The following is a 16,361-nucleotide window of genomic DNA, read 5'->3' as shown; positions in this document are numbered from 1 at the left end:
GACAGCGCAAAACACACCCTGATGTAATACAATTATTAATTATTGATTGTTACAGCGTGTTCAAAAGAACCGTCTTCGAGTTCTTTTTCGAAATTAACATCAAAGAGGTTGGCGAACGCATTCCTGATCGTGCCGTCCGCATTTACGATTATCGTGCGGTGAATCTTGGTGATCGCCCATTTGTCCTTCACATCCTCGAAATCGGAACAACGGGTTTCCAGGACGCCGGGAAATCTATATTGGGAAAGGATTTCGGCCCATTTCTCGGGATCGTCGTCGACGTTGACTGCGACGAACTGGTATTCGGGATGACGCATTTTAAAGTCCATTACCTTTTTATGCGCCGCGGTAAAATGCGATTCAAGTTTTTCCGTCCAGCAAAAGAATACGGTCTTTTTGCCTGTGAATGAGCCTGAAGCGATCGTTTTCCCGTCGAGGCCGACGAGATCCACTTCCGGCAGCGTGCTTCCTGTTTTCAGACGTTGGATCGCCTGTCCGATTTTGCTGATCTCGTTTTTCTTGTCGTCATCGGTCGAATACTTGTGGAAAATCTCCAGGAACTTATGATTGTTCTCGATATTCTGGTCTTCGAGCAAATAGGTGAACGCAATATTGTTCAGGATGACGTTCTTGACTTTTTCATCCTTTATCAGCGTATCGGCGATCTGGATTTTGTTGATGTTGGTCTTGAGCGCGAGATCGGCCTCGGTGAAGTGGTTGTGATAGTTGATGGCAGCCATATTTCCCAGCATATGGGACAAATAATTCAAATAGGGCGCATATGCGGACAATTCTTTGTCGTTGAAATCGACGTCTTTTCGGAAGGCGTAATACGACTCCGGGATTTCGTCGGTAAGATCCTGGCCGGTTCGCACGCGGTGGACCGTCGGATAAATTTCCTTCTTGGCGAAATGGTGGAAATCGAGCGCCGCCTTGGCGAACTTGTCGAAGTCTTCATTCCATTGGATCTCGGACTTTTTCTTCTCGTAAAACGCCTGGGATGCCAAATACGAAGAATCGGTAGCCTTTTCAAAACCTTTTACGTCAAGGTCGAAGATAGGGTAAAATTGGTTTTTATCGGATTCGTTGCGCAGGTACATTTCCATCAGGAAATTGTTCTTTTGGTCGCCCCGTCCGCAAAAAACGATCGACTCATCGAAATCGCGGGCATTGACGCGCACCATCAGGCTGTCGTTTTTGTCGAAATAGACATATTGGTATTCCGGGTCGTGTCGGAACGAATACAATCCGGGAGCAAGTGAATCGAACGTCTTGAAAAAAGTATTGTCGCTTTTGAGCGGAATCGTGTCCATCACTTGTCCGTCCTTGCAAAATAACACGTAACGCGTCACCGGATTTTGCACTTCGCCTCCAAAATAAGCGGTGTAATCCTTGCGTCCGTACTTCTTGTCACACGACATCATCATCAACATTGGGGCGCACAAAACGGCTAATGTGCGAAACACTTTCAAATCTGGCATAAATCAAGGGATGTGCAACAAAAATATGCGCGCGGACTTAAAGAATTTGTTAAGGCATAGTTAAATGTAATTTGCCCATTTTTAGCGGGTTGCGATAAAGGTTAGCCGCGTTTTTTTTGCTACTTTTGCGCAACATTTTTTAAAAGCCATTACTCAAGATGCTAACAGTAAATAATTTATCGGTACAATTTGGTAAACGGATCTTGTTCGACGAGGTAAATACCGTCTTTGCAGATGGTAACATCTACGGCGTGATCGGGGCCAACGGTGCTGGAAAATCAACTTTTCTCAAAATACTTTCGGGCGATTTCGACGCTACTTCCGGCCATGTTTTCCTCGAGCCGGGCAAGCGTATGTCGGTGCTCAACCAGAACCACAACATGTTCGACGAACATACCGTCCTGGAAACGGTCATGATGGGCAACAAGACGCTGTTCAAGGTCAAGGCCGAGATGGATGCGCTTTACGCGGACTATGACGACAAGAATGCCGACCGTATCGGCGAACTCCAGGTGCAATTCGAAGAAATGAACGGCTGGAACGCCGATTCTGACGCGGCCACGATGTTGTCCAACCTTGGCATCAGCGCTGAACACCATTACACATTGATGGGCGATCTTGACGCCAAGCTAAAAGTCAGGGTGTTGCTTGCACAGGCGCTCTTCGGGAACCCGGACGTGCTGATCATGGATGAGCCGACCAACGACCTCGACTTGGAGACGATTACGTGGTTGGAGAATTTTCTTGCCAATTACGAAAATACGGTGATCGTCGTATCCCACGACCGTCACTTCCTCGACGCCGTCTGTACGCACATTTCGGACATCGACTTCGGGAAGATCAACCATTATTCCGGAAACTATACGTTCTGGTACGAATCGAGCCAGTTGGCGGCCAAACAGCGCGCCCAGCAAAACAAGAAGGCCGAGGAGAAAAAGGCGGAGCTCGAGGAGTTCATCCGACGTTTTTCCGCAAACGTAGCCAAATCAAAGCAGGCAACCTCTCGTAAAAAGATGATAGAGAAGTTGAATATATCGGATATCAAGCCGTCTTCCCGTCGCTATCCGGCCATTATCTGGGAACAGGAGCGCGAAGCAGGCGACCAGATATTGAACGTCAAGGATCTCGCGGCTTCGGTCGATGGTGAAGCGCTATTCACTAACGTGGATCTGAATATGGCCAAAGGCGACAAGATCGTCGTGTTCTCCAAGGATTCGCGTGCGACGACCGCGTTTTATGAAATCCTCAACGGAAAGCAAAAAGCCGATGCCGGCACGTTCGACTGGGGCATCACGACAACCCAGGCCTACTTACCCGTCGACAACCATGAGTATTTCGAAGTCGACCTGAATCTTGTCGACTGGTTGCGCCAATGGTCCAAGACCGAAGAGGAGCGAGACGAAGTCTATGTTCGCGGTTTTCTCGGAAAGATGATTTTTTCAGGAGAGGAAGCGCTCAAATCCGCCCGCGTTTTATCAGGTGGTGAAAAAGTGCGGTGCATGACGTCTAAAATGATGATGCAGCGCGCCAACGTCCTGATGTTCGATGAACCGACGAATCACCTCGATCTCGAATCGATCACGGCGTTCAACAACTCACTCAAGAACTTCAAAGGTTCGGTATTGTTCACGACGCATGACCACGAATTCGCCCAAACGGTCGCGAACCGCGTGCTGGAACTTACTCCAAAAGGCGTCATCGACCGTTACATGACCTTCGATGACTATCTCGATGATCCAAAAATAAAGGAGTTGAGAGGGAAGATGTATGCGTAGAGGTTTTAAGGTTTGAAGTTTAAGGTTTAAAGTTTAAGGTTTGAAGTTTAAGGTTTAAAGTTTGAAGTTCGACTTTGTCTGGTAACAAAAACTGGTGCTCTGATCGCTTCAGTGATGATATGATACAAAAAAATCCCGATTTTAGAATCGGGATTTTTTTATTTTTTTATGAACTTTGTCTGTTGCGATTGCCCGTTACGATGGACATTCAGGATGTAAATCCCAGTTGAAAGCGACGCTGTGGAAATGGTCGCGTTGCCTCCTGAAACGTTTGCCGAATAAAGCAGGTTCCCGAGCAAATTCAGAATCTCAATGCGATCGATACCTTCTTCAGAATCGACGTGCAACTCGTTCCCGGCAGGGTTGGGGTATATTATGAAATTTTTACGAACGGCATCCGGAGCAGAAAGCTGGGATTCCACTGTAACTCCCAACCGGTAAAAGCTTTCGACGCCATCAACGGTTTGTGAGGCAAAATATGTCGTGCCGTCGGTAAGTAAAGTGCTAATTGGCAAGATCGCGTTCGAAGCCACAATACTCGCAGTTGCGTTCCGGCCGGTAACATTGGACAGGCAAATATTCTGGGTAGAATACCATTGTATGTTTTCGCCTGTCACCGCGAGGTCGGCCAATGTGGCGCCGGTTGAAAAGGACTGTTTGGCCTCGCCGGTAGGGGCGGGTACAAGGTCCGATGCACCGTCTGAATACCTCACAATGCTGTGTTGTGAATGGCCGTCTATTGTTTCCCCGTCGTAGAAAACTATCAGATTCTTACAATATTGAAGCGACAGGCTAACATCTCTCTTATCACAAAACGTCTGTTCGAAATTCCCGTTCTCATCGAGCACGACGATCCCTTGGGTAACGTGCCCGTCGAACGCTGACGGTAGCGTAACAGAAGTGCCGACCGGCAGCTCGAGGATTGTTTTTCCGTTTTCAAGACAAGCAAACACCGTGTAATGGCTTACCGGACTTTGATGAAAAGATGGGTCAAGGGTTCCGTCCCCGTTCAATCTGCGAAACATGGGGCCTGCTCCCGACACACCTTGTTTTACAAGCAATTTTCCGTCCGGCTGCAAAAACGCGGTTTGGCAAACCGTAAACGGAAACGTCGTGTCCAATGCGCCGGTTTCTGAGTCGAGCCTGTGGATACGGTTATAGTAAGTTACAAATGTCGAAAGCTCGACCAAATAGATCTTACCGTTTACCTCACCCAAAATACGCAAGCCCGCATCTGCCGGAATCCACGGGCAGTTAAATCCCGCGTCGGGCGATCCGTCGGCATTGAATCTCAGGATACGATAACCACCGCTGGATGGTGCCGGTTGCTCGAACCCTGATCCGGTACCGCTCGCAAGAAGTTTATCACCTGAGGTCGAAACTAATTTGGTGGAAGTATTGGCAAACGTAAAGTTAAATGTGGGATCAAGCATTCCGTCAGACGACAGCCGCATTACCGGCAAAGGAATCGGAGGGCCATCGGTCGCGGTGCGCTGCGCGTTGCTCATCACGACTATTTTTCCGCCAGATTGTTCGATTATTTTTGTCAGGGAAGCCCCATTCGTAAATGTAAGCTGGGTGTCAAGGCTGAACGATGGATCGAGTTCGCCCTGTTCCGTAAGTTTGGCGACATTGCCGCAAGATTGGTCGTTGAATGAAGTGTTCCGTCCCCAAATCAGCAATCTCCCGTCCGACAATGCCGCTGCACTGCCGCCGGAATATGGAACAGCGGAATATGTGCCGTAAATTCCGCCATTTCCGGCGTTGGAGGGATTGAAGGTCATATCCATCGTGCCATTGGCGAGCAACCGGTGGATGAACATACGCGTAATGCCGCTATTCGAGGTATAGGTGCGGTTGTACAAAATCTTTCCGTCCGCGAGCTCATACATTTTACGGTCGCCTGCGGTCGCACCAGTTTGCTTGAAGTTTATATTGTGCAAAAATGTCGGATCAAGCGCGCCTGTAGTAGTCAACTTTAAAATTCCGACGCCTGCATTTATCAGTATTGCGCCGGTGGGGAGAATCGTTATATTGTCGAACAGAACCGATTTGTATTGTACCGGAATGACAAAGCTGGTGTCGCGTGTGCCGTTTTGGTTGAGCCGGATTACACCGCTGTAGAGTGTGCCGTTCAGGTAATAGATGCCTCCGGTTGTGATTACCTTCCCGTCTGCCTGTACGGCAACATTGCGGATTTCATGGTCAAAACCCGTGTTTACATTTCCGCCCGTGCCAATGGTGACCGGGCTGTGGAATGTTGTGTCGAGGCTGCCGTCGGCGTTAAGCCTCAGTATTTTGTACTTACCGACGCCGTTATACGCCGTGAATCTTCCAACCACAATATATTTGCCATTGGACATTTGCTTCACGCTGTGAACGTAATGGTTGAAACCCGTCCCTACTGAAAATGACGTATCAAGCGAGCCGTCTGCGTTAAGCCTGGCCATGCCGCGACTCAATGTCCCGTTTACCGATTTCAGCGTTCCGTACAGCAATATTTTACCATCGTTCTGATAAATGGCATGTAGGAAATCGTCAAAATATTCGCCGAGTGGCTCTAAAAGCGGAGGGTTGAATGTTGGAACGGCTTGCCCGTTGGCATCAAACATCGCGATGTTGCCGAAGCGAACCGTAATGACCGAATTGGAACTATTGGCCGCAATCTTGGCAGAACCCGATCCGGCAGGCGGAACAATAGGAGTGAAAGTATCATCCTTACTGCCGTCTGCATTGAATCTCATGATTTTATAATCTACGGTATTGTACCCGATATCGACCGAATAAAACTTTCCCGTTGTCAGGGGCACGGCATTCACGCCCACGTATTGGGAATACGACGGGTTGTTAAGCGGATTGAATGCCTCGTCAAACTGATAGTTTTGCGTGTGAGCCGATAATCCTGCAAGCAGCAGTAAAAAATAGAGTTTTCTCAATGTAACGAAATTTTTGCAAAGATAGCCAAATTTCACATTGAGAAACCTCGTGACGGCCTATTTCCGGAATCGCGAAATGATCCAGATGATGACGGCGATCACTGCGATCACCAGAAAAATCCCGACGCCCATTCCGGCCTGGAAAATATCGCCGATCAATTCGCAGCTGGTCAGCGTGACGGCTAATATTACGATTAAGGTGGAGTAAAGTGAAAAACGTTTCATGGCTAAGTTGTTTTTAGGTTTCCTTACAAAGGTCACAAAAGTGCCATGGCTTGCCTTTACAGTATTCGCAAGATATTTTGCAGAATTATTCCGGTTGGCCCGACGGAATATAGATCGTAAAAGTAGCGCCTTTCCCCGGTTGTCCGTCTGCCGTTACGTAACCGCCATGATTTTCGACGATTTTCTTCACGATGGCAAGCCCGATCCCCGTGCCGGAATATTCTTCCCTGGTGTGGAGGCGCTGGAACACTTCGAAAATCCGGTCTTTATAGGCTTCATCGAACCCGATGCCATTATCGGAAACGGTAATTTTGGAAAATTTCGCATCGGTTTTTCTCGAGCCGGGAATTTCGAATTCCTCCACCTGCGAATGTGTAATGACGATATGCGGGCGCGTACCCTGTGCCGTAAACTTTATGGCGTTCGATACCAAATTGATCAGGAGTTGTCGGAATTGTGAGGTGATGATGCGCACCTGTTTCTTGCCGGCCACTTCGATCAGGGCGTCCGAAGCCTGGATTTCCTCGTTAAGGTCGTCCCTCACCTCATTGACCAACAAAAAGAGGTCTTCGTCCTTCGACGGAAAAATTTCCTTGTTCACGCGCGAATAGGCAAGCAAGTCCTGGATCAGGTTCTGTAAACGATTGGCGGCATCCTGGGTGCGTTTGAGATAATTTTGGCCCGTCTCGGACAATTGCTCGCTATCCTTATCCATTATCCTGCTGATGAACGTCTGCATTTTTCGCAACGGTTCCTGCAAGTCGTGGCTTGAAATATAGGTAAATGACTCGAGCTCCTTATTCATTTTATCGAGCGCCAGGTTGCGTTCCTCGAGCATGGCGTTGCGCTCCTGCAACTGTTCCTGGCTTTTGACGAGATCGTTCCGGAGCAGGTTCGACGTACTGAGTTCGCGGTTTACCATAAGATAGGAAGCGATGAGGACCAACAGTGCGGCAACCGTCAGAAATACCGTGAACAAAGGCGTTACCAACAATTCTTCGCTTAAGGTCGCCCGCCTCAATTTGAGCAACATGTCTTCTTCCGTGCTCATGTGGTTGATCACGGTGCGCAGCTCGGTCATGATCTTGCGGGCTTCCAGCCACTGGGGCGTATCGATTTTTTTGCTTCCGGACTGGCCGAGCAAAAAGTGCATGTAATCGAGGCGTTTCTTGACGGTTTGCCTGAGTTTTATCAGGTTGGTGCGTTGGGAATAATTGTCGGCGATGTGGCTCTCGAGACTGTCGGTTTGGATTTCCAATATGTTAAGGCTCGTCTCGAAACGCCTGAGGTAGGTGGAATCTTTGGTAAGAATGAAACCTCTCATGCGCGAGTCGGCCTCGGATACAGAGGTGTAAATGTTTTCGAGATCGAGTTTTACCTGGGTCGTATGGGTGACGAGTTCCGAAGTTTTGTGGAGGGAATTGATCCTGTAATATGAAAGCACCGACAACAACAACAGCAATACTGCGGACGAGATGAAGATGATTCGGATGCGGTTGGTCCTGATGTTGTCCAATTGAGCGCGATTTGGGATATCGTTGCGCATCCGGTATCGGAAAGCGCTGCGCGAAGGTAGAGAATTATCACAAGTGTTAAAAACTCATTTCCGAATCTGCTTAAAAAATTGCCCGCAACACTTGAAAAAAAACTAACTTTACGCCCCGAACACAACTCCTCATTATGGGTCAGAAAGTATTGCTCACCTCAAAGGAAGTCAATATCATCCTGCATCGCCTGGCTTGCCAACTCATTGAAAAGCATCTTGATTTTTCCCAAACGTTGCTTATCGGAATCCAGCCGCGCGGCTCCTTTCTCGCCGACCGTCTCAAAACGATGCTGGAAAGCCATTACGGCGTCAAGGAAGTAAACCTGGGTTATCTCGACATCACTTTTTTTCGCGACGATTTCCGACGCAGGGAAAAACCGCTCGAGGCCAATACGACGCGCATCGATTTCATCGTTGAAAACAAGAAAGTGATTTTTGTGGATGACGTCCTGTACACCGGGCGCAGCATCAATGCGGCACTTACAGCTTTGCAATCGTTCGGACGTCCGAGCGAAGTGGAACTTTTGGTGCTCATCGACAGGCGCTTCAGCCGGCATTTGCCGATACAGCCCGACTACCGCGGACGACAGGTGGATTCCATCAACGACGATAAAGTCAGGGTAAATTGGGTCGAGAACGAAGGGGAAGACATCGTGTACCTCGTAAACAACAACAATTAGAATGGCCGAGTTAAGCGTAAACCATCTTTTAGGGATCAAGTACATCAATAAAGGCGATATCGACCTGATTTTCGAGACCGCCGACCATTTCAAGGAAATCATCAACCGACCGATAAAAAAGGTGCCGTCGTTGCGTGATATAACCATCGCCAATATCTTTTTCGAGAACAGTACGCGTACCAAATTGTCGTTTGAGCTGGCACAAAAAAGGCTTTCTGCAGATGTGATCAGCTTTGCGGCTGCACAATCATCGGTTAAAAAAGGGGAGACGCTCATCGATACGGTGAACAACATCCTGGCGATGAAGGTCGACATGGTCGTCATGCGGCATTCCAGCCCCGGGGCGGCTTATTTCCTGTCCCGGAACGCAAAGGCTGCTATCGTCAACGCCGGCGACGGTGCCCATGAGCATCCGACACAGGCGCTGTTGGATTCGTTTTCCATACGCGAGAAATTGGGCGAAGTAGGAGGTAAGAAAGTCGTGATCGTGGGTGATATTTTGCATTCGCGAGTGGCCCTGTCGAATATTTATGCATTGCAGATGCAAGGTGCCGAAGTCCGGGTTTGCGGGCCCAAGACCTTGATTCCGCGTCATATCGAATCGCTTGGCGTGAAGGTCGAACCTGATTTGAGAAAAGCGCTCGAATGGGCCGACGTGGCCAATATGCTGCGCGTACAAAACGAACGCCTCGATTTCAGTTACTTCCCGACGACACGCGAGTACACCCAACAATATGGCGTTACGAAAGCGCTTCTCGATTCGTTGGACAAAGAAGTCGTGATCATGCACCCGGGACCTATCAACCGAGGCGTGGAAATCACTTCGGACGTAGCGGATTCTCAACAATCGGTGATATTGGACCAGGTGGAGAATGGCGTGGCGGTGCGCATGGCGGTAATCTACCTGCTCGCGTCCAAAATAAAAGGATTCAACAGCTGAAAAGGCCATTTTTGCGTTTTGCGGATGGAAGTTCGACGTCCGCTTTGCGCAATTGGTTTTGCAACACGGTATCCATTTTCTGATCGATTTGCGCTCTCCCGAAAATATCTTCTGACTATCTTTGCGTAAACCAACATTACGCAGTATGGAAGTCGAGCACAAAGGCAATACCTGCATCATCAAAGACACCCAGGACAACTTGACGGCGTTCCTTATGAAATTGACACACGAGCATAAAACGTTCGGGAACTGCAATCTGATACTGGACATTTCCCACTACAAAAATCTGGCGATAAAGGAAATAAACGCCTTTTCCGCTCTTTCAAAGACACATATCAAGGGCAAAAAATCGTTTGTGATCGTTGCCGACATCGATTTCAATAAAGTACAGGGGAAACTCGTCGTCGTGCCGACCGTGCAGGAAGCCCACGACATGATTGAGATGGACGAGATTGAGCGGGATCTTGGGTTTTAGTTGATAGTTGATGGTTGATAGTTGATGGTTGATGGTTGATGGTTGATAGTTGGGTTAGACTGGCAAAAGCCAGGTTCATCTGTTTAGGCGCTTGCGCTAACCGTCATCAATCATTCGTTATTCATTGTTACATTAATTTTACTAAATGAAATTAACGATACTCGGCTGCTATGCCGCGACGCCCAGGACGTTTTCCAATCCGACGGCCCAGGTCCTGGAAATCAAGAACCGGCTGTTTCTCATCGATTGCGGAGAGGGAACCCAAGTGCAGCTTCGACGCAACAAGATCAAGTTCTCCAAGATCGAGCACATTTTCATTTCCCACCTTCACGGCGACCATCTTTACGGGCTGATCGGACTGATTTCCTCGTTCACATTGCTCAACCGCACGGCTGACCTTCACGTTTACGGCCCCAAAGGCATCAAGGAGATCATATTGTTGCAACTTCGGTTGGCCAGCTCGTTTACCGGATACAACCTGTATTTCCACGAATTGACTTCGACCGAAAGCGAACTGATTTACGAAGACGACAAAGTGGCGGTGACGACGATCCCGTTGAAGCATCGCATTTATACCAACGGCTATCTGTTCCGCGAAAAAGTAGGATTGCGCAAACTCGACGCTGCCGCAGCCGAACGGCATGGGATAGACAAGCTCTATTACCGCAACATCGCGTTGGGAAAAGACATCACATTGGACGACGGAACCGTAATCCCCAATTCGCAACTTACAACCGAACCCGTTCCGCCCAAAAGCTATGCGTTCTGTTCCGATACGATATACAGCGAGGACATCCTGGATGCAATAAGTGGCGTGGACGTTCTCTACCACGAGTCGACGTTTCTTGAATCCGAAGCGGAACTGGCCGCGAAAACCATGCACACGACTGCGATACAAGCCGGTCGCATCGCCAAACTTGCCGGCGTGAAAAAGTTGCTGCTCGGGCATTACTCGACGCGTTACGACGACCTGGAAAAATTCAGGGACGAAGCCCGGATTGAATTTGACAATGTTTTGCTGTCCGAAGACGGCTTCACCTTTGACCTTTAGATTATGGAAGATTTAAGCGACTACCGCCAATCGTACGAGAAAAGCGAGCTCATTGAAAGCGGGCTGACCTTTGAGCCTATGGAACTTTTCAAGCAATGGTTCCACGAGGCGGACGCGTCGGATTTTGTTGCCGAGGCCAATGCGATGACCGTTTCTACAATCGGTCTTGACGGCTTCCCGAAATCCCGGGTCGTGCTACTCAAGCAATATACGTACGAGGGTTTCGTGTTTTATACGAATTACGAATCTGAAAAAGGAAAAGCCATTGCCGTCAATCCGAATGTTTGCCTCTCGTTCTTCTGGCCCGGATTGGAACGTCAGGTCATCGTAAAAGGAACCGCCGAGAAAGTGGCCGCCAATATTTCCGATGGCTATTTTGAGAGCCGTCCCGAGGGCAGCAAACTTGGAGCGGTCGTATCTAACCAGAGCGAAGTAATCCCATCGCGAGCGTTTCTTGAAAAAAAGCTCAAGGCGCTGGAAACGGAATGCGCAGGAAAAGAGATCACGCGTCCGGAGTACTGGGGCGGCTATCTCGTACGTCCCGTTGAGATGGAATTCTGGCAAGGCCGTCCGAATCGCCTCCACGATCGCATTAGATACCATCTCAATGGGAATTTAAGTTGGCAACGGGATAGAATTTCACCATAAATAAATATCAGGATGTAACATACCGCCAAATTTACTGGCGGTTTTTTTATGTCCAAAATAGAACAAAATGTAAGAAAATTATATGTGTTTAAAGTTAAAACGCGCATTTCATCGATTTTATTTGGCATTTAAACGATGTTTGCTGTAATATTGACCCAAGAAATCAAACAGACGTTCTTACACCCTTAAAGCAGTTTGCCCCACAATCTACTTTAAATTCCAAAAATAAAAACACCAGGACATTTGCCCCACATCTGCCTTGACTTAACCTACTATGTTTATGAAAACAAAGCTACTCAAAACAGCCTTGCTGTGCGCGTTCGTATTGACTTTGAATTCCTGCTCGACCGATACCGATGAGCCGAACGCAGCGGCGAAACCGGAGCTCGTCGTCGATTATTCGTACACCGAACTCGAACTCCAAACGGCCAAGCTCATCAACGATTACCGTGTGAGTAAAGGGTTGAATCCGTTGGAACTCATCAACTATGTATCGGTAAAATCAGAAGAGCATAACGAATACATGATAGAACACCAAGTCGTCAATCACGACCAGTTCAACGAGCGTGCCCAGGACATCATGCAAAACGTAGGTGCGATGAAAGTCAACGAGAATATCGCCTATAATTACCAGCAGCCAATAGGCGCGGTAACGGCCTGGCTCAACAGCCCGGGACACAAGGCCAACATCGAGGGATCGTTTACCCATTTTGGGATTTCGGTCACCGTAGATCAAACCAGTGGCAAAAAATACTACACGAATATCTTCATTAAAAAATAAATTGAGTTGAATTAAACTTTGTTTTTGTTTTGACGACAAACCGCCTCCCAAAGGGCGGTTTTTTTGTTTGGTAGTGATCTCTTAGGTCGCAACGTATTCGGTCAAACAAAGAACGATCGGGCGCTTTCTCTGCTGAAAAACGATATAGCAGTCAGCGTCACGGCGAATTGTCCGGATGCGAAAAGATTATCAACACTTATAAGAAATCCCTTCTAAAAATAATTGATAATATGCAGTTCGTCGATTGTTTCAAATATTTCAACCGATAAACCGTTACGGAAATAACCAAACAACTTCCGTGGAAAATGTTCCTGGCTGTTTCCAAAACGTCTATCATGAAGGCAATGTCAATTTTCGGACTTGGGCTTTTTATCGCCGCGCTGATCTCTTGCTCCCCAGATCAGGATGCCGAAGCCATATCCCAACCACAGCAACCATCCCAACCCGTTACGCAGCCGCAAACGCCTTATGTTTACAGCGCCGACGAACGACAATTGGCGAGCCTGATCAACGATTACCGTCAAAGTGTCGGGAAGTCCGAGCTGTCGCTTCACCCTTACGCGTCGACATTGGCTCAGGGACACAATGCTTATATGATCGCCAATGATGTTATGAACCACGATTTTTTTGAGCAGCGTGCCGACGAGTTGAGGGAAACGATCGGCGCTTTCAACATTGGCGAAAATGTCGCATTCAACTATCAGGCGCCGAGCGGAGCGTTACAAGCCTGGCTCGACAGCGAGGGCCATAGGGCGACGGTGGAAGGCAGTTTTACGCATATCGGACTGTCGATCTCGGCCGATGCTGGCGGGCGCCATTATTACACGGCCCTATTCGTTTCGATCCCACAATAAAAAAAGCACCCGTTTTGAGGCGGATGCTTTTCTATTTGGTTTTAGTGTTTGAGCTTTTTACAGAGCCGTTATGATGAATTGGCTGCGACGGTTTTTCTGGTGTTCTTCTTCGGAACATTTTACGCCATCCTTACAACCATTGACAAGCTGTGTCTCGCCGTAACCTTTCGAAGTCAGGCGGTCTGCAGAGATGCCGTTGGCTCTCAACCAATCCAATGTTGATTTGGCGCGCCGCTCCGACAATTTCTGGTTGTACTTGTGGGAAGCGCGGCTGTCGGTATGCGAACGGATGTCGATTTTCATCGTCGGATATTGGTTCAGCACGTCGAGTACTTTTGCGATGTCGACCGCGGCGTCCGGACGGATGTCCCACTTGTCCAAATCGAAATAGATGTAATTGATTCCGAAGACATCAGCAAGGTCGTCCCCGACGGTAACCGCCTTGATTTTGCGCTCGAGCTGTATCGGCAAATCGGTTTTTCCTGTGTCTTTAGAAATCGTGATCTTTTGCTCCTTGGTTTCGTATTCCTCTTTCTCGGCACGAACGTAATACGCTTTTCCGCAATCGACGGTCCCGAAATCGTAGAATCCTTTGTCATCGGAAACGACTTCCTTGAGCTTGTTGAATTTCTCGTCGAACAGCGTGACTCTGGTGTTCGGAAGCACTTCTCCCGTGGCCAGATCCGTCACGATGCCGGACAATTCCTGTTCGCAGACCAATTTGCGCGTCTCGAGGAATTTGTAGATGTCGTCAGATCCTGCTCCGCCTTCGCGATTCGAGGTCAGGAAACCTTTGCGTGTCTTGGTGTCGATATAGTAAGCGAAATCGTCCATTTTGGAGTTGGCCGGAGCGCCCACGTTTTGCGGCTCTTCGTACGTTCCGTCCTGGTTGATGCGCGACATGTAGATGTCCATACCGCCAAGGCCTTGGTAGCCGTCGGATGCGAAATACAACTCGTTTTCGTTGGTTACGAACGGGAAAGTTTCTTTTCCTTCGGTGTTGATCGCTTCGAGATTTACAGGTGTCCCAAATGAATTGTCACCCGTAATTTCTACTTTCCAGATATCGGATTGTCCTTTTCCGCCGGGCATGTCCGAAGCGAAATACAACCATTTTCCGTCCGCGCTAAGCGATGGGTGGGCCACACTGTAGTTGCTGCTGTTGAACGGCAATTCGGCAACGTTGGTCCAGCTCACGGTGCTGTCTTTCTCTTTTTTCTCGACGATTTTTGTGGCTTTGTAAATTTTGAGAAGCGTGATGCGCTCGCCATTCTTGCCTTTCTTTCCGTCGTTGAAGTCGTTCCTGGTGAAGAACATCGTCTTGCCGTCTTTCGAGAAAACCGGAGTCGACTCGTGAAAACGGGTGTTGATGTTCTTTGCGAATTTCAAGGATTTCCCGACAGAGTCGCCGGTGATCGCCGCCGAATACATATTCGTGAAATATTGGTTCGACCATTTGTGTTTGCGCTGGACGAAATTCCCGGTGTCGCGGGCCGACGCAAAAACGAGCTGGCCTTCGTAAACGGTGCTTCCATAATCTGAATACTGGGAATTTACGCCCGCATCCCCTATCTCGTAACGACCTGAGTTGGCCTCGATCTGCTTCATGTAATCTTTCTTTTCGGAAAAATTCTTGCCACGCAAATCCTCGCTCGTCTTGGCCGTGAACGCGTTCATCATGTCGTCCGACTTTGCGTAGTTGCCCGTCGCCTTGAGGCTTTGGGAATATCGATAATACAATTCCGGCTCTACGTCGGTGGTCATGGCGAACAATTCGTCATACCACTTGGCGGCCTTGTCGAACTGGGCGTTGAAGTAATAGGAATTGGCGAGTTTCTTGAACATTTCGGCGTTCTTGTAGCCTTTGTCGGCAAGTCGCTCATAGGTTTTGATGGCATCTATGTACGCATAACGGTCATAGTTCCTGTCGGCTTTTTTCAAACCGACCTGTCCGTAACTGCAGACGGCCAGGAGACTGAATAGTAGACTAAGTAGTACTTTTTTCATGACTGTTTCGTATTAGAAGAATCTAGGGGATATGATCTTGTTTTTGTTGCTGAAGAACTCGTAGCGCAAGAAGACTTCGTGTGAACCGGAATTGTATTGGCGCAACCTGGTCGTTTCCATGTCATATCCGTAGCCGATGAAAAGGCCTTGGGAAATTTGGAATCCGGCCATCAAACTCGCCGCTGCGTCCCAGCGGTAGGCCGCACCGAGCATAAAGCGGTCGTCGTACAACGTGTTCAATGAAACGTCAACCTGCAACGGGGCTCCGGTTATCGCTTTGGTCAACACCGCCGGCTTGAGTTTCCACATCGGGTTGAGATCGAATACGTAACCTCCGATAAGGTAATAGTTCATGCGTTCTTTGTTGATGGCGCGATCGTTTTCTGCCCAGTTGTTGTTCTCGATGAAATTAGGTACCGACAATCCGATGTAGTATTTATCGGTATGCCAGTAGACACCGGCGCCGATGTTAGGCGAAAAGTCGTTCCTGACGGCCTGGAGTGACGGGTCGTTTTGCTCCTCCGGCGTCAATTTGCCGCGGTCAAGGCCGAACATGTTGGCCGTTCCTTTGATACCGAACGAGAGTTTGTGGAACTCGTCGGTACGGATCGTGTAGGAGATATCCGCGCTGAACTGGTTTTCTGTCGTTGGCCCGATGCGGTCGTTCACGAACGAAAGACCGATACCCAGGTTGCTTTCCCCGATAGGGGAGTTCAACGAGGCGGCGTTGGTTACCGGAGCTCCGTCCATCCCGACCCATTGGGAGCGGTGTAATCCGAAGAGACTCATCACGCCTCTCGAACCAGCGTATGCCGGGTTGATGTTGATGGTATTGTACATGTACATGGTATACTGCGAATCTTGCTGCGCCCACGATGAGAACCCTGCCAACATCAAAACGAAAATTAAAAATCTTGTTTTCATTAGTCTATTGTTTTTTACCCGGGGAGGTGACGCCCCGG

Annotated in this window: 14 protein-coding genes; 8 read left to right on the top strand and 6 right to left on the bottom strand. The window is 48.6% G+C overall.

What is annotated here, in order from left to right; genetic code table 11:
* Nucleotides 1-35: 35 nt before the first annotated feature.
* A complete protein-coding gene (locus HC229_RS01575) occupies nt 36-1,481 on the bottom strand; it encodes a TlpA family protein disulfide reductase (protein ID WP_223845490.1) in 1,446 nt (481 codons plus the stop codon).
* Nucleotides 1,482-1,639: 158 nt separating this feature from the next.
* On the opposite strand from HC229_RS01575, the gene HC229_RS01570 reads away from it, so the two are divergent.
* A complete protein-coding gene (locus HC229_RS01570) occupies nt 1,640-3,256 on the top strand; it encodes an ABC-F family ATP-binding cassette domain-containing protein (RefSeq protein WP_191018677.1) in 1,617 nt (538 codons plus the stop codon).
* A 158-nt stretch (nt 3,257-3,414) separates the two neighbouring features.
* Here the strand turns inward: HC229_RS01570 and HC229_RS01565 are convergent, their stop codons facing one another.
* From HC229_RS01565 to HC229_RS01555, 3 genes are all read right to left on the bottom strand, one after another.
* Entirely contained in the window at nt 3,415-6,192 is a 2,778-nt protein-coding gene (locus HC229_RS01565) for a T9SS type A sorting domain-containing protein (RefSeq protein ID WP_191018676.1), read from the bottom strand.
* Nucleotides 6,193-6,249: 57 nt separating this feature from the next.
* Entirely contained in the window at nt 6,250-6,417 is a 168-nt protein-coding gene (locus HC229_RS01560; protein WP_191018675.1) for a hypothetical protein, read from the bottom strand.
* A gap of 85 nt (nt 6,418-6,502) precedes the next feature.
* Nucleotides 6,503-7,933: a sensor histidine kinase gene (locus HC229_RS01555; protein WP_191018674.1), complete on the bottom strand. Its 1,431-nt coding sequence runs from the start codon at nt 7,931-7,933 to the stop codon at nt 6,503-6,505.
* A gap of 164 nt (nt 7,934-8,097) precedes the next feature.
* Here HC229_RS01555 and pyrR point away from each other — a divergent pair, with 164 nt between their 5' ends.
* From pyrR to HC229_RS01520, 7 genes are all read left to right on the top strand, one after another.
* Entirely contained in the window at nt 8,098-8,643 is a 546-nt protein-coding gene (pyrR, locus tag HC229_RS01550) for a bifunctional pyr operon transcriptional regulator/uracil phosphoribosyltransferase PyrR (protein WP_191018673.1), read from the top strand.
* Between the two features lies 1 nt (nt 8,644).
* Nucleotides 8,645-9,583 (top strand): aspartate carbamoyltransferase catalytic subunit, encoded by a 939-nt coding sequence (locus HC229_RS01545; protein ID WP_191018672.1) that lies wholly within the window; start codon nt 8,645-8,647, stop codon nt 9,581-9,583.
* A gap of 145 nt (nt 9,584-9,728) precedes the next feature.
* Nucleotides 9,729-10,058: a ribonuclease Z gene (locus HC229_RS01540; RefSeq protein WP_191018671.1), complete on the top strand. Its 330-nt coding sequence runs from the start codon at nt 9,729-9,731 to the stop codon at nt 10,056-10,058.
* A 145-nt stretch (nt 10,059-10,203) separates the two neighbouring features.
* Nucleotides 10,204-11,109 (top strand): ribonuclease Z, encoded by a 906-nt coding sequence (locus HC229_RS01535; RefSeq protein ID WP_191018670.1) that lies wholly within the window; start codon nt 10,204-10,206, stop codon nt 11,107-11,109.
* Nucleotides 11,110-11,112: 3 nt separating this feature from the next.
* Nucleotides 11,113-11,757 carry a pyridoxamine 5'-phosphate oxidase gene (gene pdxH / locus HC229_RS01530; RefSeq protein ID WP_191018669.1) on the top strand — a complete coding sequence of 215 codons (645 nt, stop codon included), beginning with the start codon at nt 11,113-11,115 and terminating at the stop codon, nt 11,755-11,757.
* Nucleotides 11,758-12,037: 280 nt separating this feature from the next.
* Nucleotides 12,038-12,538, top strand: coding sequence for a CAP domain-containing protein (locus HC229_RS01525; RefSeq protein WP_191018668.1), 501 nt, complete (start codon nt 12,038-12,040; stop codon nt 12,536-12,538).
* Nucleotides 12,539-12,873: 335 nt separating this feature from the next.
* Nucleotides 12,874-13,392 carry a CAP domain-containing protein gene (locus tag HC229_RS01520; protein WP_191018667.1) on the top strand — a complete coding sequence of 173 codons (519 nt, stop codon included), beginning with the start codon at nt 12,874-12,876 and terminating at the stop codon, nt 13,390-13,392.
* Nucleotides 13,393-13,449: 57 nt separating this feature from the next.
* On the opposite strand, the gene HC229_RS01515 is transcribed toward HC229_RS01520, so the two are convergent.
* Entirely contained in the window at nt 13,450-15,399 is a 1,950-nt protein-coding gene (locus HC229_RS01515) for an OmpA family protein (RefSeq protein WP_191018666.1), read from the bottom strand.
* A gap of 12 nt (nt 15,400-15,411) precedes the next feature.
* Nucleotides 15,412-16,323, bottom strand: coding sequence for a PorP/SprF family type IX secretion system membrane protein (locus tag HC229_RS01510; RefSeq protein WP_191018665.1), 912 nt, complete (start codon nt 16,321-16,323; stop codon nt 15,412-15,414).
* Nucleotides 16,324-16,361 lie beyond the last annotated feature (38 nt).

Source organism: Flavobacterium selenitireducens (assembly GCF_014748335.1).
GTDB lineage: Bacteria > Bacteroidota > Bacteroidia > Flavobacteriales > Flavobacteriaceae > Flavobacterium > Flavobacterium selenitireducens.
Note: the sequence above shows the minus strand (reverse complement) of the source record. Positions and strands in the feature narration are given on the sequence as shown.

Coding starts and splice junctions, on each gene's coding strand:
- HC229_RS01575 (WP_223845490.1), bottom strand. CDS start 1,481: ATGCCAGATTTGAAAGTGTTTCGCACATTAGCCGTTTTGTGCGCCCCA.
- HC229_RS01570 (WP_191018677.1), top strand. CDS start 1,640: ATGCTAACAGTAAATAATTTATCGGTACAATTTGGTAAACGGATCTTG.
- HC229_RS01560 (WP_191018675.1), bottom strand. CDS start 6,417: ATGAAACGTTTTTCACTTTACTCCACCTTAATCGTAATATTAGCCGTC.
- pyrR (WP_191018673.1), top strand. CDS start 8,098: ATGGGTCAGAAAGTATTGCTCACCTCAAAGGAAGTCAATATCATCCTG.
- HC229_RS01545 (WP_191018672.1), top strand. CDS start 8,645: ATGGCCGAGTTAAGCGTAAACCATCTTTTAGGGATCAAGTACATCAAT.
- HC229_RS01540 (WP_191018671.1), top strand. CDS start 9,729: ATGGAAGTCGAGCACAAAGGCAATACCTGCATCATCAAAGACACCCAG.
- HC229_RS01535 (WP_191018670.1), top strand. CDS start 10,204: ATGAAATTAACGATACTCGGCTGCTATGCCGCGACGCCCAGGACGTTT.
- pdxH (WP_191018669.1), top strand. CDS start 11,113: ATGGAAGATTTAAGCGACTACCGCCAATCGTACGAGAAAAGCGAGCTC.
- HC229_RS01525 (WP_191018668.1), top strand. CDS start 12,038: ATGAAAACAAAGCTACTCAAAACAGCCTTGCTGTGCGCGTTCGTATTG.
- HC229_RS01520 (WP_191018667.1), top strand. CDS start 12,874: ATGAAGGCAATGTCAATTTTCGGACTTGGGCTTTTTATCGCCGCGCTG.
- HC229_RS01515 (WP_191018666.1), bottom strand. CDS start 15,399: ATGAAAAAAGTACTACTTAGTCTACTATTCAGTCTCCTGGCCGTCTGC.
- HC229_RS01510 (WP_191018665.1), bottom strand. CDS start 16,323: ATGAAAACAAGATTTTTAATTTTCGTTTTGATGTTGGCAGGGTTCTCA.